The 22,715-nt window shown below is 71.5% G+C and carries 19 protein-coding genes; 15 read left to right on the top strand and 4 right to left on the bottom strand.

From position 1 onward, the window contains the following. Positions 1-289: 289 nt before the first annotated feature. The 4 genes from ACFY8U_RS22340 to ACFY8U_RS22325 all read right to left on the bottom strand — a co-directional run bounded on the left by ACFY8U_RS22340 (position 290) and on the right by ACFY8U_RS22325 (position 5,799). Positions 290-2,710, bottom strand: coding sequence for a DUF3488 and DUF4129 domain-containing transglutaminase family protein (locus tag ACFY8U_RS22340; RefSeq protein WP_389572762.1), 2,421 nt, complete (start codon positions 2,708-2,710; stop codon positions 290-292). After that, positions 2,707-4,080 carry a DUF58 domain-containing protein gene (locus ACFY8U_RS22335; protein WP_389572760.1) on the bottom strand — a complete coding sequence of 458 codons (1,374 nt, stop codon included), beginning with the start codon at positions 4,078-4,080 and terminating at the stop codon, positions 2,707-2,709. Before ACFY8U_RS22335 ends, ACFY8U_RS22340 begins: the two co-directional genes overlap by 4 nt. Next, on the bottom strand, positions 4,080-5,099 hold the full coding sequence (locus tag ACFY8U_RS22330) for a MoxR family ATPase (RefSeq protein WP_361593183.1): 1,020 nt from the start codon (positions 5,097-5,099) through the stop codon (positions 4,080-4,082). The genes ACFY8U_RS22335 and ACFY8U_RS22330 overlap by 1 nt, the downstream gene beginning before the upstream one ends. 160 nt (positions 5,100-5,259) lie before the next feature. After that, entirely contained in the window at positions 5,260-5,799 is a 540-nt protein-coding gene (locus ACFY8U_RS22325; RefSeq protein ID WP_389572757.1) for a beta-class carbonic anhydrase, read from the bottom strand. Between the two features lie 312 nt (positions 5,800-6,111). Between ACFY8U_RS22325 and rsmH the strand changes: the two genes are divergently transcribed. From rsmH to ACFY8U_RS22250, 15 genes are all read left to right on the top strand, one after another. After that, entirely contained in the window at positions 6,112-7,068 is a 957-nt protein-coding gene (rsmH, locus tag ACFY8U_RS22320; protein ID WP_361433059.1) for a 16S rRNA (cytosine(1402)-N(4))-methyltransferase RsmH, read from the top strand. Positions 7,069-7,240: 172 nt separating this feature from the next. Continuing rightward, positions 7,241-7,786, top strand: a complete 546-nt coding sequence (locus ACFY8U_RS22315) for a septum formation initiator family protein (RefSeq protein ID WP_389572754.1) — start codon at positions 7,241-7,243, stop codon at positions 7,784-7,786. Positions 7,787-7,791: 5 nt separating this feature from the next. Next, entirely contained in the window at positions 7,792-9,765 is a 1,974-nt protein-coding gene (locus tag ACFY8U_RS22310; RefSeq protein ID WP_389572752.1) for a peptidoglycan D,D-transpeptidase FtsI family protein, read from the top strand. Positions 9,766-9,781: 16 nt separating this feature from the next. After that, complete coding sequence (locus tag ACFY8U_RS22305; protein ID WP_389572750.1) at positions 9,782-11,431, top strand: UDP-N-acetylmuramoyl-L-alanyl-D-glutamate--2,6-diaminopimelate ligase; 1,650 nt, start codon at positions 9,782-9,784, stop codon at positions 11,429-11,431. A 3-nt stretch (positions 11,432-11,434) separates the two neighbouring features. Beyond that, positions 11,435-12,859 carry a UDP-N-acetylmuramoyl-tripeptide--D-alanyl-D-alanine ligase gene (gene murF, locus ACFY8U_RS22300; protein ID WP_389572748.1) on the top strand — a complete coding sequence of 475 codons (1,425 nt, stop codon included), beginning with the start codon at positions 11,435-11,437 and terminating at the stop codon, positions 12,857-12,859. Beyond that, on the top strand, positions 12,856-13,926 hold the full coding sequence (gene mraY / locus ACFY8U_RS22295; protein WP_260228793.1) for a phospho-N-acetylmuramoyl-pentapeptide-transferase: 1,071 nt from the start codon (positions 12,856-12,858) through the stop codon (positions 13,924-13,926). Before murF ends, mraY begins: the two co-directional genes overlap by 4 nt. Beyond that, positions 13,908-15,335: a UDP-N-acetylmuramoyl-L-alanine--D-glutamate ligase gene (gene murD, locus ACFY8U_RS22290; RefSeq protein ID WP_389572745.1), complete on the top strand. Its 1,428-nt coding sequence runs from the start codon at positions 13,908-13,910 to the stop codon at positions 15,333-15,335. The genes mraY and murD overlap by 19 nt, the downstream gene beginning before the upstream one ends. A gap of 55 nt (positions 15,336-15,390) precedes the next feature. Next, positions 15,391-16,731 carry a putative lipid II flippase FtsW gene (gene ftsW, locus ACFY8U_RS22285; protein ID WP_389572742.1) on the top strand — a complete coding sequence of 447 codons (1,341 nt, stop codon included), beginning with the start codon at positions 15,391-15,393 and terminating at the stop codon, positions 16,729-16,731. A 6-nt stretch (positions 16,732-16,737) separates the two neighbouring features. Next, positions 16,738-17,823 (top strand): undecaprenyldiphospho-muramoylpentapeptide beta-N-acetylglucosaminyltransferase, encoded by a 1,086-nt coding sequence (gene murG / locus ACFY8U_RS22280; RefSeq protein ID WP_361433042.1) that lies wholly within the window; start codon positions 16,738-16,740, stop codon positions 17,821-17,823. Between the two features lie 40 nt (positions 17,824-17,863). Continuing rightward, positions 17,864-18,664, top strand: coding sequence for a cell division protein FtsQ/DivIB (locus ACFY8U_RS22275; RefSeq protein ID WP_389572739.1), 801 nt, complete (start codon positions 17,864-17,866; stop codon positions 18,662-18,664). A 279-nt stretch (positions 18,665-18,943) separates the two neighbouring features. Beyond that, positions 18,944-20,155 carry a cell division protein FtsZ gene (gene ftsZ, locus ACFY8U_RS22270; protein ID WP_389572737.1) on the top strand — a complete coding sequence of 404 codons (1,212 nt, stop codon included), beginning with the start codon at positions 18,944-18,946 and terminating at the stop codon, positions 20,153-20,155. Continuing rightward, entirely contained in the window at positions 20,152-20,895 is a 744-nt protein-coding gene (pgeF, locus tag ACFY8U_RS22265; protein ID WP_389572734.1) for a peptidoglycan editing factor PgeF, read from the top strand. The genes ftsZ and pgeF overlap by 4 nt, the downstream gene beginning before the upstream one ends. Then, a complete protein-coding gene (locus tag ACFY8U_RS22260; RefSeq protein WP_389572733.1) occupies positions 20,882-21,601 on the top strand; it encodes a YggS family pyridoxal phosphate-dependent enzyme in 720 nt (239 codons plus the stop codon). Before pgeF ends, ACFY8U_RS22260 begins: the two co-directional genes overlap by 14 nt. A 124-nt stretch (positions 21,602-21,725) precedes the next feature. After that, the gene (locus ACFY8U_RS22255; protein WP_361433031.1) at positions 21,726-22,346 is read left to right on the top strand and encodes a cell division protein SepF; all 621 of its coding nucleotides are present in this window, start codon (positions 21,726-21,728) and stop codon (positions 22,344-22,346) included. A 77-nt stretch (positions 22,347-22,423) separates the two neighbouring features. After that, the gene (locus ACFY8U_RS22250; RefSeq protein ID WP_019885526.1) at positions 22,424-22,714 is read left to right on the top strand and encodes a YggT family protein; all 291 of its coding nucleotides are present in this window, start codon (positions 22,424-22,426) and stop codon (positions 22,712-22,714) included. The last annotated feature ends 1 nt before the right edge of the window (position 22,715 follow it).

Here is a 22,715-nt window from a genome sequence, read left to right as displayed (position 1 = left end):
GTACGGCTGGCCCCGTGGGGGCAGTCGTCCCGCCCAGCGGGGTACGGCCGGCCCCCGTGGGGGCAGTCGTCCCGCCCAGCGGGGTACGGCCGCCCCCCGTGGGGGCAGTCGTCCCGCCCAGCGAAGCGGTCCGGGGGATAGTCGTCCCGCCCAGCGAAACGGTCCTTGGGGCAGTCGTCCCGCCCCAGTGGGACGGTCGGCCCCCGTGGGAGTCGTCCCGCCGGGGCGGAACGGTCCCCCCACGTCGGCAGTCGTCCCGCCTCAGCGGAACGACTGCCCACAACGGGCCTCAGCCCCGTTGGCGGGTCACTCGGCGGAGCGAGGCCGTCAGGCGGAGCGTCGTGGCCTGGCGGCGTGCTCCCCAGCGGTCCGTCAGCGTCGACCAGCGGGACGAGGCCGTCCACACCACCCGGGCGGCCGAGCGCGGAGCCAGCAGCGCCCGCAGCCGGACCTTCCGGGAGGAGACCGCCGTGAAGCCGGACCTGACCAGGGCCACCTCGTCCACCAGACCCGTGCCCGGGCGGGGTTGCGGGGCGTAGAGGACCTGCTCCACCGCCCGCGCCACCCGGTGCACCGCGTTCGCCGGCTCGCCCTCCAGCGCGCCGAGCCGGACGATCCGCGCCGCCGTCTTCCGCGGCGTGATCGACTCGTCCGGCACCACCCCGTGGTCCCAGGCCGTGTCGACGATCTCCTGCCACGCCGCCAGGGTCCTGGCCACCGCGTCCTCCTCGGTGCGGCCCGAGGAGCCCAGGCGCCGCGCCCGTACCCGCGTACGCCACAGCAGTGGCGTCAGCGGCAGCAGCAGCACCACCGCCACACCCAGACACACCAGCACCACCGCCAGCGGATTCACCCCGCCGCCGTCCGACGAGGCACCACCCGCGGCGACGTCCGGGTCGCACTCGCCCAGGCGGCGCAGCTGCGGCGGGCAGCTGTCCGAGGCGCTCGGCACCGCCGACGGCGCAGCGGAGGCGCTGGTCGACGGCTGCGCCGACGCGCTCGGCGTGTCCGTCGGGGACTGCTGCCGGGTGTACTCCGGAGTGGAGCCCCGCGTCGGCGTGGGCTCGAACCGGGTCCACCCCGCTCCCTCGAAGTACAGCTCGGGCCAGGCGTGGGCGTCCCGGATGCCCACCGACATCGTGCCGTCGGCCTGGGCGTTGCCCGGCATGAAGCCGACCGCCACCCGCGCCGGGATCCCCAGGGTCCGCGCCATCGCCGCCATCGAGAACGAGAAGTGGACGCAGAAGCCCTCCCGCCGCTCCAGGAAGCGCGAGATCGCCTGGACTCCCGTCCCGGACTCGACGTCGACGTCGTAGCGGAAGCCGCCGTCCTTCGCGAACCAGTCCTGGAGCTTCACGGCACGCTCGTAGTCGTTCCGGGCGCCCCTCGTGACCTGCAGCGCCGTCGCCCGTACGTCGAGCGGCAGCGAGTCGGGGACCTTCGTGTACTCGGTGCGGAGCGTGGCCGGCGCCGGCGGGGCCGCCGCCAGCTGCGCGGCCGTGGGCCGCACGTCCAGGCTGGCCACCGTGTACCGGGCGCCCCGGGTGCTCTGCCCGTCGTCGCCGACGAGCATCCGCCCGGCCGGCTCGTACCGCCAGCGTCCGCCGATCTCGACCCGGGACGCCGGGTACGGCATCGGCAGCCATTTCTGCTCGTACGTCGAGGAGGCGACGAAGTTGCCCGTCACCTCGGTCGTGGCGACCTGCCCGCTCAGGCCGTCCGGCCGCGGCAGCGGCTTGGGGACGTCCTCGATCGGGCGGACCGAGGACTTCCAGGACGTGCCGTCGAACTGGTCGAGCGCCACGAGCCGCAGATACATGCCGCTCGTGTCGGTCGCGTTGGTCCGGTACCGCAGCACCTCGCGGTCCTCGGGCTGGCGGAGGTTGTCCTGGAGCGAGACCAGCGGGTTCACCGCCGAGATCGTCCCGCCCTTGCCGCTCTCGCCCGGTCCTCCGCCCGCGCCGCCGAACAGGCCGCCGGAGAGCGTGGGCAGCACGGCCGGCACGGCCAGCGCGACGCCCATGGCGATCACGCCGATCCGCCGGCCGGTGCGGACCGGGGCGAGCGGCCGCCCGCCTCCGGACCCGCCCGTACCCGGGCGGCCGGCCCGGGGCGCCGCGCCGAAGACCCGCCCCCACTGCGAGAGCCGGTCGCGGCCCTCCGCGAGGAGCAGCAGGAGGTAGCCGGACGCCGCCAGCAGGAACCACAGCCAGCTCGCGCCGCCCTCGGAGAGCCCCGCGGCCACCGAGTAGAGCGCGAGCAGCGGCAGACCGGCCGGGGCCGCGCTGCGGAAGGTCACCGCGAGGGTGTCCACCAGGAGCCCGATCACCAGCACGCCGCCGATGACCATCAGACGGATGCCCGCGGTGTCCGGCGCCGGGATCGCGTAGGTGCCCACGTCGTCGGCGCCCGACCGGAACAGCGTGGCGAACCGTGCGAAGGCCTGCGGCCCGGGCAGCAGCCCGAGCAGCGCCTGCTCACGGGCGAAGACCAGGGTCAGCGCCAGCAGGCTCACGACGGCCTGCGCCGTGACCGTCAGCGGCCTGGCCAGCGGCACCCGCCGGGTCAGCACGCCGACCCCGCTCTGCACCGCGAGCAGCAGCGCGGCGGTGAAGACCCAGTTCGCCGGCCGCACCAGCGGAAGGAGCGCGCCCGCCGCCATCAGTGTGGCGGCGTAGGCGCCCAGCGTCAGCCGTCCGAGGCCGCTCATGACCAACCTCCGTACGTGTCACCCGCGGCGCTCTCCGCGCGGATCCCGGCCGCCTGCTGCCACAGCTCGGCGAGCCGGGCTCCCGGGGGGACGGCCAGCGCCGTCCATCCGGCCTCCCGCAGCTGCCTCAGCCGCTCCTCGACCGCCCCGGACGCCGTGCCTCCGGAGAGCCACGTGCCGGAGTCCAGGACGAACGCCACGGCCGCGCCACTGCGCTGCCGCATCCGGGCGGCCAACGCCGCCTGCTCCTCGTCGATGTCGCCGACGAAGGCGATCAGCAGCCCTTCGTTCCCGCCGCGCAGCACGTCGTACGCGCGCGAGAGGCCGGCGCCGTCGGAGTGGTCCACGACGGCGAGGGTGTCCATCATCAGCCCGGCCGCCTCGGCCGAGTCGTGCGTCGTACCGGCGAAGCCCTCGGCGCCCTCGCCGGGCACCGAGGTGCCCGTGTCGGTGAGGAGCCGTACCGAGAAGCCCCGCTCCAGCATGTGCACCAGCGCGGAGGCCGCGCCGGAGACCGCCCACTCGAAGGCCGAGTCGGGCCCGGCGCCCTCGTAGGCGATGCCCCGGGTGTCGAGCAGCACCGTGCATCGGGCCCGCTGCGGCTGCTCCTCACGGCGCACCATCAGCTCGCCGTAGCGCGCGGTGGACCGCCAGTGGACCCGGCGCAGGTCGTCGCCGTGGCGGTAGGTGCGCGGGATGACGTCGTCGTCGCCGGCCAGCGCCAGCGAGCGCAGGCTGCCGTCGCCGTACCCGGCCGCCTCGCCGGTCAGCTTCACCGGCGGGAGCGGCTCGGTCCTCGGGATCACGGTCAGCGTGTCGTACGCGCTGAAGGAGCGCGTCAGCTCGCACAGGCCGAACGGATCGTTCAGCCGCAGCTGGAGCGGGCCCAGCGGGAAGCGGCCGCGCAGGTCCGAGCGGACCCGGTACGACACCTCGCGCCGGCCGCCCGCCTCGACCCGGTCCAGGACGAACCGGGGCCGCGGCCCGAGCATGTACGGGACGTGGTCCTGGAGCATGAGCAGCCCGGTGGGCAGCCGGGAGACGTTGTCCATCCGCAGGTGGACGCGCGCCTCCGAGCCGACCGGCACCCGCTGCGGGGAGAGCCGTCGGCTGCCCGCGACCCGGTAGCGGGTGCGGTGGAGCACCACGGCGCAGAGCAGCGGCAGCACGGCGAGCAGCACCCCGACGCGCAGCAGGTCGCCCTGACCGAGGACGAAGGCACAGATCGCGGCGGCGACACCGGCGGCGAGGAAGGACCGGCCGCGCGTGGTGAGTCCGCTGAGGGCGGCCCGCAGACCGCCCCGGTCCTCACCGGCGCGAGCGCCCAGGTCGTCACCCCGCTGCCCCTCCGGCGCGGCAGCGGTCGTCATCACAGCGGCCGAACGCCGGGCTGCTGGTGGCCGTAGTGCGGGCCGGCGGGCGGCGCGGTGGCCGGGACGGGCGTGCGCTGCAGGATGTCGAGGACGACCTGCTCCGCCGTACGCCGGTTCAGCTGGGCCTGCGCCGTCGGCAGCAGCCGGTGCGCGAGGACCGGCACGGCCAGCGCCTGGAGGTCGTCCGGCAGGACGTACTCGCGGCCGCTGAGCGCGGCGGACGCCTTGGCGGCGCGCAGCAGGTGGAGCGTGGCGCGCGGGGAGGCGCCGAGTCTCAGGTCCGGGTGGCTTCTGGTCGCGGCGACGACGTCCACGGCGTACCGGCGCACGGAGTCGGCGACGTGGACGGCCCGGACCGCGTCGATCAGCTTGACGATGTCATGGGCGTGGGCGACCGGCTGCAGATCGTCCAGCGGGTTGACCGCGCCGTGGATGTCGAGCATCTGGAGCTCGGCCTCGGCGCTGGGGTAGCCGATCGAGACGCGCGCCATGAAGCGGTCGCGCTGGGCCTCGGGGAGCGGATACGTGCCCTCCATCTCCACCGGGTTCTGCGTGGCCACCACCATGAAGGGACTCGGCAGCTCGTACGTCTGCCCGTCCACCGTGACCTGCCGCTCCTCCATGGACTCCAGGAGTGCGGACTGGGTCTTCGGCGAGGCGCGGTTGATCTCGTCGCCGATCACGATCTGGGCGAAGATCGCGCCGGGTTTGAACTCGAAGTCACGCCGCTGCTGGTCGAAGATCGACACGCCGGTGATGTCCGACGGCAGCAGGTCGGGCGTGAACTGGATGCGGCGCACCGAACAGTCGATGGACCGCGCCAGCGTCTTGGCCAGCATCGTCTTGCCGACGCCGGGGACATCCTCGATCAGAAGATGTCCCTCGGCGAGCAGCACGGTCAGCGAAAGCCGTACGACCTCAGGCTTGCCCTCGATCACACCCTCCACCGACCTGCGGACACGCTCCGCTGTGGCGGTCAGATCTGTGAGGCTCGCTCGATCGTCATAGGTCGTCACCCGGCCCTCCTCGGCCCCTCCGAAAAACACCGACACCTGCCCCCGCGTTTCATTCGGGGGGTGTCACCCGAGCATTCTTGTTGCCCTTGCCGGGTTGTGTCACTCGCCTGTGGACAAGTGGAGGCGTTATGCCGGAGTTTGCCATGTTGCGCCCGGCGGATCAGGTGGGATCGATCTCGCGGAGCAGACCGGTGGTCACATCGAAGACGAAGCCGCGGACGTCGTCGGTGTGCAGCAGGAACGGCGAGGTCCGCACGCGCTGCATGGACTGCCTGACGTCCTGCTCCACATCGCGGAAGGCCTCCACGGCCCAGGCCGGCCGCTGGCCGACCTCCATCTCCAGGTCGTGCCGGAAGTCCTCGGTGAGGGACTCCAGGCCGCAGCCGGTGTGGTGGATGAGCACCACGCTGCGGGTCCCGAGGGCGCGCTGGCTGATGGTGAGCGAGCGGATCACGTCGTCGGTGACGACGCCACCCGCGTTGCGGATGGTGTGACAGTCGCCGAGCTCGAGGCCGAGCGCGGCGTGGAGGTCGAGACGGGCGTCCATGCAGGCGACCACGGCCACGTTCAGCACGGGTCGCGCGTCCATGCCCGGATCGGTGAAGCCGGCGGCGTATCGCTTATTGGCCTCGACGAGCCGGTCGGTGACCGTACCGGCGGTGCCTATCACGTCGGCGGAAGGGTGCGCAGAGGTCGACATGCCTATGACGGTAATGGTCACGCGCGTTCATGGCCCGCTGTGAGAGTGGACAAAGAACGTCAATGAGCCTTGTTGTGAGGTAACCCACACGCATGAGCAGAGGAGGCCCATTCAGGTGAGTCGTCCCGAATGACCCGCTCCGGCCGAAGCCCCGTGCGACGCGCCAGCCGGTTGATTGACCGCTGCGGCCAGTGGACTAAAGTGGCGCGAAGTTCACGGAGACATTGAGCGATTTCCGCGCTTTCTCCCCCGCATAGGCGGCGGATGCGTAGCGGCCGCGCCGAATCATGAGCCGAATTCTGAGAGGGCGCATTGAGCAACGACCGACACGTCCCGGTGATGCTCCAGCGGTGCCTGGACATGTTGGCCCCCGCCCTGGAGCGCCCCGGCGCGGTCGTCGTCGACTGCACCCTCGGCCTCGGCGGCCACAGCGAGGCGCTACTCGAGCGGTTCCCCGAGGCGCGCCTCGTCGCCCTCGACCGCGACAAGGAGGCGCTGCGGCTCTCCGGCGAGCGGCTCGCCCCGTTCGGCGACCGCGCGACGCTCGTCCACGCGGTGTACGACGAGCTGCCCGAGGTCCTCGACCGGCTCGGCATCCGGCGCGTCGACGGCATCCTCTTCGACCTGGGCGTCTCCTCCATGCAGCTCGACGAGGCCGACCGCGGCTTCGCCTACGCGCAGGACGCCCCGCTCGACATGCGCATGGACCAGACGACCGGCGTCAGCGCGGCGGAGGTCCTCAACACCTACCCGGCCGGCGAGCTGGTCCGCATCCTGCGGGCGTACGGCGAGGAGAAGCAGGCCAAGCGGATCGTCTCCGCGATCGTGCGCGAGCGCGACAAGGAGCCGTTCACCAACAGTGCCCGCCTGGTCGAGCTGATCCGCGACGCGCTGCCGCAGGCGGCCAAGCGCACCGGCGGCAACCCGGCCAAGCGCACCTTCCAGGCCCTGCGCATCGAGGTCAACGGCGAGCTGACGGTCCTGGAGCGGGCGATCCCGGCGGCGGTGAAGGTGCTCGCCGTGGGCGGCCGGATCGCGGTCCTTTCGTATCACTCCCTGGAGGACCGGCTGGTCAAGCAGGTCTTCGCGGCGGGCGCGGCGAACACCGCGCCGCCCGGCCTGCCGGTCGTCCCCGAGCAGTACCAGCCCCGGCTGAAGCTGCTCACCCGCGGCGCCGAACTCCCCACGGAGGAGGAGATCGCCGAGAACCGCCGAGCCGCCCCGGCCCGGCTCCGAGGAGCGCAGCGCATCCGGGAGGACGAACTGTGAGCACCCGCCCGTCTCCCACCGCCACCCTGCTCGAAGCGTCACGCGCCACCCCCCTCCACCGCGACGCCGCCGGGCCGCGGACGACGACGGTGCCCGCACCGCCGCGCCTCACGGGCGGGGACGGGGGCACCGCCCGGGCGGCAGCTCCGGGGGAGAACGAGGGCGCAGGGGCATGACGACGAAGGGGCCGCTCAAAGGGCGGGCGGCGCGGCTCGGGCGGCTCATGCCCTCGGGGCCCAGTACTGCCGCACGTACCCCCTTCGTCCTGCTTGTCGTGGTGCTGCTCGGCGGCGGTCTCATCACGCTCCTGCTGCTGAACTCCGCCCTCAACCAGGGCTCCTTCAAGCTGCGCGACCTCAAGAACCGCACCACCGAGCTGACCGACGAGGAGCAGGCCCTCCAGCGGGACGTGGACGACCACTCCGCGCCCGACGCGCTGGAGCGCAGGGCGCGGGAGCTCGGCATGGTCCCCGGCGGCAGCCCCGCCTTCCTCGACCTGAACGGCACGGTCCTCGGCGAGCCCTCGAAGGCCACGCCCGCGCCGAAGCCGCCGCCCGCCCCTAAGCCGACCCCGCCGGGTGCGACCCCGGGCACGAGCACCCCGGCCGGCTCCGCCCGGCCGGCCACGCAGCCCGCCCAGGGCGGCGCGACACCCGCGAAGCCCCCCGAGACGACGCCGAAGACGACCGCGCCCGCCCCGACGACCTCCGGCAGGTGACCTCAGTGCCTCCCAAGGAGCCCCCGCGCCGCCGGGTGCCCGGCCCCGCCGGGCCCGCGCGCCCCGCCCGCCCCCGGCCCGCCGCCGCACGCTCCGGCGGCGCCCCGCGCAGGCCCGCGCCCCGGCCCCCCGCGCGGCCGAAGGCGCGCACCATCCGGCTCGGCAGCCCGAAGCCCCGGCTGCGGCTCGTCTCGCTCGGCCTGACCCTCGTGATGCTGGCGTTCGTCGTCCGGCTGCTCCAGGTGCAGGCCGTCGACGCGAGCGCGCTGGCCGCGAAGGCCGAGGCACACCGCTACCAGGAGTACACGCTCTCCGCGGAGCGGGGCGAGATCACCGACCGCTCCGGCATCGCGCTGGCCGCCAGCGTCGACGCGTACGACATCACCGCCGACCCCAAGCTCTTCACCCCCGAGGAGAGCAAGGTCCAGGACGCCCCGGAGCAGGCCGCCGCGCTCCTCGCGCCGCTCCTCGGCAAGGAGCCCGCGGACCTCGCGAAGAAGCTCCGTACCCCCGAGTCCCGCTACACCCTGCTCGCCCGTAAGCAGACCCCGCAGGTCTGGAACCAGATCAAGGACCTCAAGAAGGTCTACGCGCAGAAGTCCAAGCCCTCCGAGGGCGGCAACGGCGTCAACCTGCTCGGCGGCATCCTCAGCGAGCCCAGTAGCAAGCGCGTGTACCCCAACGGCGAACTCGCCGCCGGGATACTGGGCTACGTCAACGCCGAGGGGCGCGGCGCCGGCGGTCTGGAGTCCATGCTGGACAAGGAACTCGCGGGCCAGGAGGGCAAGATCAGGTTCGCCGAGTCCGGCGGCCGCCAGGTGCCCACCGCGGGCTCCCGGGGCACCCCGGCCGTGCCCGGCTCCGACATCGAGCTGACCATCGACCGGGACATCCAGTGGGCCGCCCAGCAGGCCATCACCGAGCAGGTGAAGAAGTCCAAGGCCGACCGCGGCTACGTCATAGTGCAGAACACGAGGACCGGCGAGGTCCTGGCCATGGCCAACGCCCCCGGCTTCGACCCCAACGACCTGTCCGCGGCCAACTCCGCCTCGATGGGCAACGCGGCCCTCCAGGACGCCTACGAGCCCGGCTCCACCAGCAAGGTCATGTCCATGGCCGCCGTCCTGGAGGAGGGCGCGGCGACGCCCGACACCCATGTCGTCGTCCCCAACCGGCTCCACCGGGGCGACCGGCTCTTCAAGGACGACATCGACCACCCGACCTGGTACCTGACGCTCAACGGCGTCCTCGCCAAGTCCAGCAACATCGGCACGATCCTGGCCACCGGCCAGCTCGGCGACACCCAGGCCGAGTCCAACCGGATCCTCCACTCCTACCTGCGCAAGTTCGGCATCGGCAGCCCCAGCGGGCTCGGCTACCCCGGCGAGACCTCCGGCATCCTCGCCAAGCCCCAGAACTGGTCGACCTCGCAGCAGTACACGATCCCCTTCGGCCAGGGCCTCTCGGTCAACGCCATGCAGGCCACCTCGGTCTACTCGACCATCGCCAACGGAGGCGTACGGATCGAGCCCACCCTCGTCCGCGGCACCAAGGGACCCGACGGCCGCTTCACCCCCGCGCCCGCCCCGAAGCAGACCCGGGTGGTGAGCGACAAGACCGCCAAGACCCTCGCGCAGATGCTGGAGTCCGTGGTCGGCGACGAGGAGGGCACCGGCACCAAGGCCCGGATCCCCGGCTACCGCGTCGCGGGCAAGACGGGAACCGCCAACCGCGTCGACCCCGAGCTCGGCCGCTACAAGGGGTACACCGCCTCGTTCGCGGGCTTCGCGCCCGCCGACGACCCGCAGATCACGGTGTACTGCGCCATCCAGAACCCCACGAAGGGCAGCTACTTCGGCGGCCAGATCTGCGGCCCCATCTACAAGAAGGTCATGGAGTTCGCCCTCAAGACCCTCCATGTGGCCCCGACGGGCAACGAGCCCGCCCGACTGCCGGTCATCTTCAAGGACAGCGAGTGACACCCCGGGAGCACCAGTGAGCACGATCACCCCCGATTCCGGGAACCGGAATTCGAACTCCGGCGACGCCCCGGCCTCTTTTGGCCCCGCGGCGGGTGGGCCCGGTACGCTCACCGCCGTGCCACACGCTGATCAGTACCGAACCACCCCGCCCCGCCCGGAGCAGGCCCGCCCGACACCCCTGGGTGACCTGGCCGGCCGGCTCGGGATCGAGACGCCCGGCGACGCCGCCGTCACGGGCATCACCCACGACTCGCGGGCGGTACGGCCCGGCGACGTGTACGCGGCCCTGCCCGGCGCCCGGCTGCACGGCGCCGACTTCGCCACCCAGGCCGCCGGCCTCGGCGCCGCCGCGGTCCTCACCGACCCGGCCGGTGCCGAACGCGCCGCCGCGACCGGCCTGCCGGTCCTGGTCGTGGAGAACCCGCGCGGACGGATGGGCGAGCTCGCCGCCGAGATCTACGGCCGGCCGGGAGAGGACCTCCTCCAGATCGGCATCACCGGAACCTCCGGCAAGACCACCACGGCCTACCTCGTGGAGGGCGGCCTCAAGGCGGCCGGGCGCAGGAGCGGCCTCATCGGCACCGTCGAGATGCGGATCGGCGACGAGCGCATCAAGTCGGAACGTACGACCCCCGAAGCCACCGACCTCCAGGCCCTGTTCGCCGTGATGCGCGAACGCGGGGTCGAGGCGGTCGCCATGGAGGTCTCCAGCCACGCCCTCGTGCTCGGCCGGGTCGACGGCTGCGTCTTCGACGTCGCCGTCTTCAACAACCTGAGCCCGGAGCACATGGAGTTCCACTCCGACATGGAGGACTACTTCCAGGCCAAGGCGCGGCTCTTCACCCCCGAGCGCAGCCGTCGCGGCGTGGTGAACCTCGACGACGCCTACGGCCGCCGGCTGGCCGACGAGGCGGGCGTCCCGGTCGTCACCTTCTCCGCCGAGGGCCACCCGGACGCCGACTGGCGCGCCGAGGCCGTCGAGATCGGCTCCCACGGCTCCACGTTCACGGTCGTCGGCCCCCGGGGCGAGCGGATCTCCGCCGCCGCCCCCCTGCCCGGCCCGTTCAACGTCGCCAACACCCTGGCGGCGATCGTCACCCTGGCCGTCGCCGGGCTCGACCCGCAGACCGCCGCCGACGGCGTCGCCGCCGTACCCGGCGTCCCCGGCCGGCTGGAGCGCGTCGACGCCGGCCAGCCGTACCTCGCGGTCGTCGACTACGCCCACAAGACGGACGCCGTCGAATCGGTCCTGCGCTCGCTGCGCAAGGTCACCGAGGGCAAGGTGCACATCGTCATCGGCTGCGGCGGCGACCGGGACACCACCAAGCGCGGCCCGATGGGCGCCGCCGCGGCCCGCCTCGCCGACACCGCCGTACTGACCTCCGACAACCCCCGCTCCGAGGACCCCCTCGCGATCCTCGCCGCGATGCTCGCCGGCGCCGCCGAGGTGCCCGCCCACGAGCGCGGCGACGTCCTGGTCGACCCCGACCGCGCCGCCGCCATCGCCGCGGCCGTGGCCCGCGCGCAGCCGGGCGACACCGTCCTCGTCGCCGGCAAGGGCCACGAACAGGGCCAGGACATCGCCGGGGTGGTCCGCCCCTTCGACGACCGCCAGGTCCTGCACGCAGCGATTGAACGCAGCCTCAAGAACAGTCAGGGATAAGTTGTGATCGCCCTCTCCCTCGCCGAGATCGCCGAAATCGTCGGCGGGCAGTCGTACGACATACCGGATCCGGCTGTCCGGATCACCGGTCCCGTCGTCATCGACTCCCGTGAGGTGAAGCCCGGCAGCCTGTTCGCCGCCTTCACCGGCGAACAGGTCGACGGCCACGACTACGCGGCCCGCGCCGTCGAGGCGGGCGCGGCAGCCGTGCTGGCCGCCCGCCCCGTCGGCGCACCCGCCATCGTCGTGGACGACGTCCAGACGGCCCTCGGCGCCCTCGCCCGCGCCGTCGTCGAACGCCTCGGCACGGATGTCGTCGCGCTGACCGGCTCGGCCGGCAAGACCTCCACCAAGGACCTGATCGCCCAGGTACTCGAACGCCACGCACCCACCGTGTGGACGCCCGGCTCGCTCAACAACGAGATCGGGCTGCCGCTGACGGCACTGCGCGCGAGCGACGAGACCAAGCACCTGGTCCTCGAAATGGGCGCCCGCGGCATCGGTCACATCCGCTACCTCACCGGACTGACCCCGCCGCGCATCGGACTCGTCCTCAACGTGGGCACCGCCCACATCGGCGAGTTCGGCGGCCGCGAGCAGATCGCCCAGGCGAAGGGCGAACTCGTCGAGGCGCTCCCGCCGGCCGACCAGGGTGGTGTGGCGGTCCTCAACGCCGACGACCCGCTCGTCCGGGCCATGGCCGCACGGACCCAGGCGCGCGTGACGCTCTTCGGAGAGTCGGACGAAGCGGTCGTACGTGCCGAGAACGTCCGTCTCACAGGGAACGGACAGCCCTCTTTCAAGCTTCACACACCCACCGGGTGCAGTGACGTGACCTTGCGCCTGTACGGTGAGCACCACGTGTCGAACGCGCTCGCCGCGGCCGCCGTCGCCCATGAGCTGGGCATGCCCGTCGAGGAGATCGCCACCGCGCTCTCGGAGGCGGGCACCCTGTCGCGCTGGCGCATGGAGGTCACCGAGCGTCCGGACGGCGTGACGATCGTCAACGACGCCTACAACGCGAACCCCGAGTCCATGCGAGCCGCTCTGCGCGCGCTCGCGGCCATGGGCCGGGCCGCACAGGCCCAGGGGGGCCGGACGTGGGCGGTGCTCGGCAAGATGGCCGAGCTCGGAGACGCATCGCTCGCCGAGCACGACGCGGTCGGACGGCTCGCCGTCCGACTCAACGTCAGCAAGCTCGTGGCAGTAGGGGACAGGGAAGCGTCCTGGCTGCAACTGGGCGCATATAACGAGGGTTCGTGGGGTGAGGAGTCGGTGCACGTGTCCGACGCGCAGGCGGCTGTCGACCTGTTGCGCAGAGAGCTGCGCCCGGGGGACGTCGTCCTTGTGAAGGCTTCCAGGTCTGTCGGTCTGGAGCAGGTCGCCCTGGCACTGCTCGACACCGGGAGCGAGGTCGCGGGCCGATGAGGCAGATCCTCTTCGCGGGCGCCATCGGGCTCTTCCTGACCCTGATCGGCACCCCGCTGCTCATCAAGCTCCTTGCCCGCAAGGGGTACGGACAGTTCATCCGCGACGACGGCCCGCGCGGCCACGCCGGCAAGAAGGGCACGCCCACCATGGGCGGTATCTCCTTCATCCTGGCCACGCTCATCGCGTACGCGCTCGCCAAGGTCATCACCGGTGAGGACCCGACGTACTCGGGTGTGCTCGTCCTCTTCCTGATGGCCGGCATGGGTCTCGTCGGCTTCCTCGACGACTACATCAAGATCGTCAAGCAGCGTTCGCTGGGTCTGCGGGCCAAGGCGAAGATGGCCGGCCAGCTGATCGTCGGCATCGCCTTCGCCGTGCTCTCGCTGCAGTTCGCGGACCTGCGCGGGCTCACCCCCGCCTCCACGAAGCTCTCCTTCATCACCGACTTCGGCTGGGCCATCGGGCCGGTGCTGTTCGTGGTCTGGGCTCTCTTCATGATCCTGGCCATGTCCAACGGCGTGAACCTGACGGACGGTCTGGACGGCCTGGCCACCGGCGCGTCGGTGATGGTCTTCGGCGCGTACACCTTCATCGGCCTGTGGCAGTTCCAGGAGTCCTGCGCCAACGCGATCACCCTGACCAACCCCAACGCCTGCTTCGAGGTCCGCGACCCGCTCGACCTCGCGGTCGTCGCCTCCGCCCTCATGGGTGCCTGCTTCGGCTTCCTGTGGTGGAACACCTCGCCGGCCAAGATCTTCATGGGTGACACCGGTTCGCTGGCCCTCGGCGGCGCGCTCGCCGGTCTCGCCATCTGCTCCCGTACGGAGCTGCTGCTCGCCCTGCTCGGCGGACTGTTCGTGCTGATCACCATGTCGGTGGTCATCCAGGTCGGCTCGTTCAAGATGACCGGCAAGCGCGTCTTCCGGATGGCCCCGCTCCAGCACCACTTCGAACTCAAGGGGTGGTCGGAGGTCCTGGTCGTCGTCCGGTTCTGGATCATCCAGGGCATGTGCGTGATCGTGGGCCTGGGCCTCTTCTACGCGGGATGGGCATCCGAAAAGTGAGCTGGAACGGCAAGAGGGTCACCGTGGCGGGTCTCGGGGTCTCCGGGATCCCGGCCGCCCGCGTCCTGCACGGCCTCGGCGCCGTCGTGACCGTCGTCAACGACGGCGACGACGAGCGTTCCCGGGCGCAGGCCGACGAGTTGCGGGCCGAGGGCATCACCGTTCGCCTCGGCGACGGCGACACCCTGCCCGAGGGCACCGAGCTGATCGTCACCGCCCCCGGCTGGCGGCCCGACAAGCCGCTCTTCACGGCCGCCGCGGAGGCGGGCGTGGAGGTCTGGGGCGACGTGGAGCTCGCCTGGCGGCTCCGCGGCCCTGACGCGGCCCCCTGGCTCGCCGTGACCGGCACCAACGGCAAGACCACGACCGTACGGATGCTCGCCTCGATCCTGGAGGCAGCGGGCCTGCGGACCGCGGCCGTCGGGAACATCGGCGTCTCGCTCCTCGACGCCGTCCTCGGCGAGGAGGCGTACGACGTCCTCGCCGTCGAGCTCTCCAGCTACCAGCTCCACTGGGCCCCGAGCCTGCGGGCCCACTCGGCCGCCGTGCTCAACCTGGCGCCCGACCACCTCGACTGGCACGGCTCCATGGAGGCGTACGCCGCCGACAAGGGCCGGATCTACGAGGGCAACACCGTCGCCTGCGTCTACAACGTCGCGGACAAGGCCACCGAGGACCTGGTCCGCGAGGCCGACGTCGAGGAGGGCTGCCGGGCCATCGGCTTCACCCTCGGCACGCCCGGCCCGTCCCAGCTCGGCGTCGTCGAGGGAATCCTCGTCGACCGGGCCTTCGTCGAGAACCGGCAGAAGCAGGCCCAGGAGCTCGCCGAGGTCGCGGACGTCCAGCCGCCGGCCCCGCACAACATCGCCAACGCGCTCGCCGCGGCCGCCCTCGCGCGCGCATTCGGCGTCGCGCCGAAGGCCGTACGGGACGGGCTGCGGGCCTTCCGGCCCGACCCGCACCGCATCGAACTGGTCGAGGAGATCCAGGGAGTCGTCTACGTCGACGACTCCAAGGCCACCAACACCCATGCCGCGGAAGCCTCGTTGGCGGCCTGCGACCCGATCGTCTGGATCGCCGGCGGCCTCGCCAAGGGCGCCACCTTCGACGAGATCGTGGCCAAGTCGGCGAAGCGTCTGCGCGGGGTCGTCCTCATCGGCGCCGACCGTGCGCTGATCCGCGAAGCCCTGGCGCGACACGCCCCCGAGGTCCCGGTCGTGGACCTCGACCGGACCGACACTGGGGCGATGTCCGCGGCGGTCGAGGAGGCGTCCCGGCTCGCGCGGCCGGGCGACACGGTCCTGCTGGCCCCGGCCTGCGCCTCGATGGACATGTTCGCCAACTACAACAAGCGGGGCGAGGCCTTCGCGGACGCGGTCCGCGCCCTCGCCGCCACCGGGCGCGTCTGACCTGACCAGCAAGGAGGTCCGGCAGCGCCGGGCACGACTGGAGGGGACAGCGCCCATGCCGAGCAGAACCGCCGGGACCCGCCGGCCCTCCGCCGTCCGCGGCGGAGGGCGCGCTCCCGCGCCTCCGCGCGCCCCCCGGACCCGCGGCGTACGGCGGATGTACGAGCAGGCGCGGCGGGCCTGGGACCGGCCGCTCACCGCGTACTACGTCATCCTCGGCGCCGCCCTGCTCATCACCGCGCTCGGCCTGGTGATGGTCTACAGCGCCTCGATGATCACGGCGCTCCGGTACGACCTCGTGCCCTCGTACTTCTTCCGCAAGCAGTTCTTCGCCGCGATCCTCGGCGCGGTGCTGCTCCTGGTGGCCTCCCGGATGCCGGTGAAGCTGCACCGGGCGCTCGCGTACCCGATCCTCGTCGGCGCGGTCTTCCTGATGGTGCTCGTGCAGATCCCGGGGATAGGGCGGGCGGTCGGCGGCAACCAGAACTGGATCTCGCTGGGCGGCCCGTTCATGCTGCAGCCCAGCGAGTTCGGCAAGCTGGCGCTCATCCTGTGGGGCGCCGACCTGCTGGCCCGCAAGCAGGACATGAAGCTGCTCACGCAGTGGAAGCACATGCTCGTGCCGCTGGTGCCCGCCGCGTTCCTGCTGCTCGGGCTCATCATGCTCGGCGGGGACATGGGCACGGCGATCGTGCTGACCGCGATCCTCTTCGGGCTGCTGTGGACGGCGGGCGCGCCCACCAGGCTCTTCGTCGGGGTGCTCGCGGTGGCGGGGGCCATCGGATACCTGCTGATCAGGACCAGCGACAACCGGCTGAAGCGGTTCGCCTGCATCGGTGCCACCGATCCCGGGGGAGAGGGCGCGCCCTGTCTCCAGGCCGCCCACGGGATCTATGCTCTGGCCTCGGGCGGATGGTTCGGTTCCGGGCTGGGTGCCAGTGTGGAAAAATGGGGCCAACTACCCGAAGCGCACACCGACTTCATCTTCGCCGTCACCGGGGAGGAACTGGGTCTGGCGGGGACGCTGTCGGTACTCGCCCTGTTCGCGGCTCTAGGCTATGCGGGTATCCGCGTGGCCGGACGCACGGAGGACCCCTTCGTGAGGTACGCCGCGGGAGGTGTGACCACGTGGATCACGGCCCAGGCCGTGATCAACATCGGTGCGGTGCTCGGTCTGCTGCCGATCGCCGGGGTCCCGCTCCCGCTGTTCTCCTACGGGGGGTCGGCCCTGCTGCCGACCATGTTCGCCGTCGGGCTCCTCATCGCCTTCGCGCGACAGGATCCCGCCGCGAAAGCGGCCCTGGCCATGCGGCGCCCCGGCTGGGGCAAGCGGGCCGGGGTGAGATGGAAGTCGATGCGACGGCGCGTCAAGAAGCGTCCGTCCGGAGAGCGGTGAATTTCGGTGCATGTCGTACTCGCCGGTGGGGGGACCGCCGGCCACATCGAGCCCGCGCTCGCCCTCGCGGACGCCCTGCGCAGGCAGGACCCGAGCGTGGGCATCACGGCGCTCGGCACGGAGAAGGGCCTGGAGACCCGGCTCGTCCCGGAACGGGGATACGAGCTGGCGCTCATCCCTGCCGTGCCGCTGCCGCGCAAGCCCACCCCTGAGCTGATCACCGTCCCCGGACGGCTGCGCGGCACCATCAAGGCGGCCGAGCAGATCCTGGAGCGCACCAAGGCGGACTGCGTGGTCGGCTTCGGCGGCTACGTGGCCCTGCCCGGCTACCTCGCGGCCAAGCGCCTCGGGGTGCCGATCGTGGTCCACGAGGCCAACGCCCGGCCGGGCCTGGCCAACAAGATCGGCTCGCGGTACGCGGCCGGGGTCGCCGTCGCCACCCCGGACTCCAAGCTCCGCAACGCGCGTTACATCGGCATCCCGCTGCGGCACACCATCGCCACCCTCGACCGGGCCCGGGTCCGGCCCGAGGCGCGCGCCGCCTTCGGTCTCGACCCGAACCTGCCGACGCTGCTCGTCTCCGGCGGCTCGCAGGGCGCACGCCGGCTCAACGAGGTCATCCAGCAGATCGCGCCGGTGCTCCAGCGCTCCGGCATCCAGATCCTGCACGCGGTCGGTCCGAAGAACGAGTTGCCGCGTGTCGACAACATGCCCGGGATGCCGCCGTACGTCCCGGTACCGTACGTGGACCGGATGGATCTCGCGTACGCGGCGGCGGACATGATGCTCTGCCGCGCGGGCGCGATGACCGTCGCCGAACTCTCCGCCGTCGGGCTGCCGGCCGCGTACGTGCCGCTGCCGATCGGCAACGGCGAACAGCGGCTCAACGCCCAGCCGGTGGTCAAGGCGGGCGGCGGGCTGCTCGTCGACGACGCGGAGCTGTCGCCGCAGTGGGTGCAGGGCAACGTCCTGCCCGTACTGGCCGATCCGCACCGGTTGTACGAGATGTCCCGCGCCGCCGCCGAGTTCGGCCGCAGGGACGCCGACGATCTGCTCGTCGGCATGGTGTACGACGCGATCGCCGCGCGCTGAGGCTCCGAGCGAGCCTCAGGAAGCACAGGAGGCCAAGGACGTGTCCGGACCGACGACCGCGGAGAAGCGCGGCACACGCGAACCGAAGGGGTCGTCGGAACGGCCGGCGGGGACGGGTGCTCGGAACGGTGGATTCCGGGTGCCCGGCCCGCGGGTCCTGCTCATCACGCTCGCCCTCGCCCTGACCGTGGCCGGCGGAGTCTGGGCACTCTACGGCTCGGCCTGGCTGCGCGTGGAACGCGTCACGACCTCCGGCACACGGATTCTGACACCCCGTGAGGTGGAGACGGCCGCCGCCGTGCCGATCGGATCGCCGCTCGTTTCCGTCGACATCGACGCCATCGAGGCACGACTGCTGCGGGAACTGCCCCGGATCGACAGGGTCGAGGTCGTTCGGTCCTGGCCGGATGGAATCGGTCTGAAAGTGACGGAACGGAAACCGGTTCTGGTGGTGGAAAAGGGCGGAAAGTTCACGGAAGTGGACTCCGCCGGAACCCGATTCGCCACCGTGGACAAAGCGCCCTCCGGCGTACCCGAACTCGTTCTGAAAGCCGCCTCCGCACCGAGCCTGCGCCGTTTCGACGAGGACCGGCTCCTGCTCGAAGCCGTGCGCGTGACGGGCGAACTCCCGGAGAAAATCGCCCGGAACACTCGTGTCGTCGAGGTCACCTCGTACGACTCCATCACCCTGGAGCTCAGCGGCGGCCGTACGGTCTTCTGGGGCAGCGGCGAGGACGGTGCCGTCAAGGCCCGCGTACTCACCGCTCTGATGAAGGCGACGCCCAAAGCGGGGCACTTCGATGTAAGCGCCCCCACAGCCCCCGCCGCATCGGAGAGTTGACGCCCATACGCGCTGGCCAGCACCCTGGTTGGCCAGCGCTACGGGTGATCACATAGGGTGAAAAGAAAAACGGGAGGTTCGGCGTGTTCGTTGAACGTGCGCCACTTGTCGACTTAGTGTCCTGTTCGGAAGAGTCCAGCGAACAGAGACACTGGTAACCCTAAACTTCAACGTTAGGGTTTGGGTCGGCGTTTCGGACCGTCCCATCGGCATCCGTCGTCGCAGCGCGACTACCACCGCGAAGCGGCGACACGTAACTCGAGGCGAGAGGCCTTCGACGTGGCAGCACCGCAGAACTACCTCGCAGTCATCAAGGTCATCGGTGTCGGCGGCGGTGGTGTCAATGCCATCAACCGAATGATCGAGGTCGGTCTCAAGGGCGTCGAGTTCATCGCGATCAACACCGACGCGCAAGCGCTGTTGATGAGCGACGCCGACGTCAAGCTCGACGTCGGCCGTGAACTCACCCGTGGCCTCGGGGCCGGGGCGAACCCGGCAGTCGGTCGCAAGGCGGCAGAGGACCACCGTGAGGAGATCGAGGAGGTCCTCAAGGGGGCCGACATGGTCTTCGTCACCGCCGGCGAAGGTGGCGGCACCGGCACCGGCGGCGCACCCGTCGTGGCCAACATCGCGCGCTCGCTCGGCGCCCTCACGATCGGTGTGGTCACCCGGCCGTTCACCTTCGAAGGACGCCGTCGGGCCAACCAGGCGGAGGACGGCATCGCCGAGCTCCGCGAAGAGGTCGACACCCTCATCGTCATCCCGAACGACCGGCTGCTCTCGATCTCGGACCGCCAGGTCTCCGTGCTCGACGCCTTCAAGTCGGCCGACCAGGTGCTGCTGAGCGGTGTGCAGGGCATCACCGACCTCATCACCACCCCCGGTCTGATCAACCTCGACTTCGCCGACGTCAAGTCGGTCATGTCCGAGGCCGGTTCGGCCCTCATGGGCATCGGCTCCGCCCGCGGCGACGACCGCGCGGTCGCGGCGGCCGAGATGGCGATCTCCTCGCCGCTCCTCGAGGCGTCCATCGACGGCGCCCGTGGTGTGCTGCTCTCCATCTCCGGCGGCTCGGACCTCGGTCTCTTCGAGATCAACGAGGCCGCGCAGCTGGTGAGCGAGGCCGCCCACCCCGAGGCCAACATCATCTTCGGTGCCGTCATCGACGACGCGCTGGGCGACGAGGTACGGGTCACGGTCATCGCGGCCGGCTTCGACGGCGGCCAGCCGCCGGCCCGCCGGGACAACATCCTCAGCTCGGCCTCGGCCAAGCGCGAGGAGCCGGCCCCCGCGCCGCGCGCCACCGAGCGCCCGCTCGGCGGTCTCGGCACCGTCGCCCCCCGGGACGAGCCGGCCGCCCCGGCCGAGCCGGCTCCGGTGGCCTCCGCCGAGAGCACGCTGCCGCCGGTCACCCCGCCGGTCGTCCCGCCGGCCCGCCCGTACCCGGACACCGCGGCCGAAGAACTGGACGTTCCGGACTTCTTGAAGTGATAGAGCAGCTCGAACCCGTGAGCGGCGCGCACTTCGCCTTCACCGACAGGTGGGGCGGGGTGAGCGCCGTTCCGTACGAGGAGCTCAACCTCGGCGGCGCGGTGGGGGACGACCCCGAGGCCGTACGGACCAACCGGGCGCGGGCGGCCGGGGCTCTGGGGCTCGACCCCGGGCGGGTCGTCTGGATGAACCAGGTGCACGGCCCGGATGTCGCGGTGGTCGACGCCCCCTGGGGCGAGCGGCCGGTTCCCGCGGTCGACGCGATCGTCACCGCCCGGCGCGGACTCGCCCTCGCGGTCCTCACCGCCGACTGCACGCCGGTCCTGCTGGCCGATCCCGTCGCCGGGGTGGTGGCCGCCGCCCACGCGGGGCGGCCCGGGATGGTCGCCGGGATCGTACCGGCCGCGGTGAAGGCCATGATCGAACTCGGCGCCGAGCCGGCCAGGATCACCGCCCGTACCGGCCCCGCCGTCTGCGGGCGTTGTTACGAGGTGCCGGAGGAGATGCGCGCCGAGGTTGCCGGGGTCGAGCCGGCCGCCTTCGCCGAGACGAGCTGGGGCACCCCGGCCGTCGACGTCACCGCCGGGGTGCACGCCCAGTTGGAGCGGCTCGGCATCCGGGACCGGCAGGCCAGTGAGGTCTGCACGCGCGAGTCGGGTGACCACTACTCGTACCGCCGCGATCGCACCACGGGGCGACTCGCGGGATATGTCTGGTTGGACGGATATGACGGACCGTAAGTCGGAACTCGCCGAGAACCTGGCGCGGGTGGAGGAACGTATCTCCGCCGCCTGCCGCTCCGCCGGCCGCAAGCGGGAGGACGTGACCCTGATCGTGGTCACCAAGACCTACCCCGCGAGCGATGTGCGCATCCTGCACGAACTCGGTGTACGGGACGTCGCCGAGAACCGCGACCAGGACGCGGCCCCCAAGGCCGCCGCCTGCGCGGATCTGGACCTCCGCTGGCACTTCGTCGGCCAGTTGCAGACGAACAAGGTCCGTTCTGTGACGAGTTATGCGGATGTCGTGCAGTCCGTCGACCGTTTGAAGCTGGTCACCGCGCTGTCGGCGGCGGCGGAGAAGGCCGGCCGGGAACTCGGCTGCCTGGTCCAGGTCGCGCTCGACGCCGAGTCCGGCGCGCGGGGTGAGCGGGGAGGCGTCTCGCCGGACGGTGTCGAGGAGTTGGCCGCCGCGGTGGAGGCCGCGCCCGGGCTGAGGCTCGACGGACTGATGACCGTCGCACCGCTCGCCGGCCCCTTCGCGGGGCGCCAACGTGCGGCGTTCGACCGCCTGATGGATTTGTCGACTCTCCTGCGCGCGACCCGTCCGGCTGCGAACATGGTGTCCGCGGGGATGAGTGCGGACCTCGAGGACGCTGTGGCGGCCGGAGCGACACATGTGCGCATCGGTACGGCGGTACTGGGTGTCCGCCCCAGGCTCGGGTAACGTCGCGAAGCAAGTCGGACCACAGCAGAAAATATGGTCATTCCCGCCGGTCGGCGGGCAGACCTCGTGGATCACGGGCACTTGGCGACGAGGCCGATCCACCACAGAGCGGAGGACTCAGAGAATGGCCGGCGCGATGCGCAAGATGGCGGTCTACCTCGGCCTCGTGGAGGACGATGGGTACGACGGCCGGGGGTTCGACCCCGACGACGACTTCGAACCCGAGCTGGAACCGGAACCCGAGCGCGAGCGGCGCCATCAGCCCCCGCGACAGGTGGAGCGCGAGGAACCGATGCGTGTGGTGCAGCAGCCCGCGCCCCGCGAGCCGGTCGTTCACGCCTCTTCACTATCCGCCGAAAGCGGACGTCCGGCTCGAATCGCCCCCGTGGCGTCCATCACACCCGAACGCCCGAGCCTGGAGAAGAACGCACCGGTGATCATGCCCAAGGTCGTGTCCGAGCGGGAGCCGTACCGCATCACCACGCTGCACCCGAGGACCTACAACGAAGCCCGTACCATCGGGGAACACTTCCGCGAGGGCACTCCGGTGATCATGAACCTCACGGAGATGGACGACACCGACGCGAAGCGACTTGTCGACTTTGCCGCCGGACTCGTCTTCGGGCTCCATGGCAGCATTGAGCGCGTGACGCAGAAGGTGTTCCTGTTGTCGCCTGCTAACGTCGATGTCACGGCGGAGGACAAGGCCCGGATCGCAGAGGGCGGATTCTTCAACCAGAGCTGAGAAAACGAAGACCGGAACGGCCGGCCGGAAGGCCGGGCAAGTGAGAGCACGAGAGCCAGGGGAGAGGGAAGCGCGGGATGGGCGTCGCACTACAAGTGGTCTACATCGCTCTGATGTGCTTCCTCATCGTGCTGATCTTCCGGTTGGTCATGGACTACGTCTTTCAGTTCGCACGTTCATGGCAACCCGGTAAGGCGATGGTGGTCGTTCTGGAGGCCACCTACACTGTCACCGATCCACCGCTCAAGCTTCTGCGGCGGTTCATCCCGCCGTTGCGTCTCGGGGGCGTGGCACTTGACCTGTCCTTCTTCGTTCTGATGATCATCGTCTACATCCTGATCTCCATCGTGAGCAGCTTCGCGAGGTGAA

It is taken from the genome of Streptomyces sp. NPDC012508, assembly GCF_042902595.1.
In the GTDB taxonomy this organism is placed as follows: Bacteria; Actinomycetota; Actinomycetes; order Streptomycetales; family Streptomycetaceae; genus Streptomyces.
Note: the sequence above shows the minus strand (reverse complement) of the source record. Positions and strands in the feature narration are given on the sequence as shown.

Excerpts from the sequence above, each read along its gene's own strand:
- ACFY8U_RS22340 (WP_389572762.1), bottom strand. The coding sequence starts at position 2,710 with ATGAGCGGCCTCGGACGGCTGACGCTGGGCGCCTACGCCGCCACACTG.
- ACFY8U_RS22335 (WP_389572760.1), bottom strand. The coding sequence starts at position 4,080 with ATGACGACCGCTGCCGCGCCGGAGGGGCAGCGGGGTGACGACCTGGGC.
- ACFY8U_RS22325 (WP_389572757.1), bottom strand. The coding sequence starts at position 5,799 with ATGTCGACCTCTGCGCACCCTTCCGCCGACGTGATAGGCACCGCCGGT.
- ACFY8U_RS22315 (WP_389572754.1), top strand. The coding sequence starts at position 7,241 with ATGACGACGAAGGGGCCGCTCAAAGGGCGGGCGGCGCGGCTCGGGCGG.
- mraY (WP_260228793.1), top strand. The coding sequence starts at position 12,856 with ATGAGGCAGATCCTCTTCGCGGGCGCCATCGGGCTCTTCCTGACCCTG.
- murD (WP_389572745.1), top strand. The coding sequence starts at position 13,908 with ATGGGCATCCGAAAAGTGAGCTGGAACGGCAAGAGGGTCACCGTGGCG.
- ftsW (WP_389572742.1), top strand. The coding sequence starts at position 15,391 with ATGCCGAGCAGAACCGCCGGGACCCGCCGGCCCTCCGCCGTCCGCGGC.
- ACFY8U_RS22260 (WP_389572733.1), top strand. The coding sequence starts at position 20,882 with ATGACGGACCGTAAGTCGGAACTCGCCGAGAACCTGGCGCGGGTGGAG.
- ACFY8U_RS22255 (WP_361433031.1), top strand. The coding sequence starts at position 21,726 with ATGGCCGGCGCGATGCGCAAGATGGCGGTCTACCTCGGCCTCGTGGAG.
- ACFY8U_RS22250 (WP_019885526.1), top strand. The coding sequence starts at position 22,424 with ATGGGCGTCGCACTACAAGTGGTCTACATCGCTCTGATGTGCTTCCTC.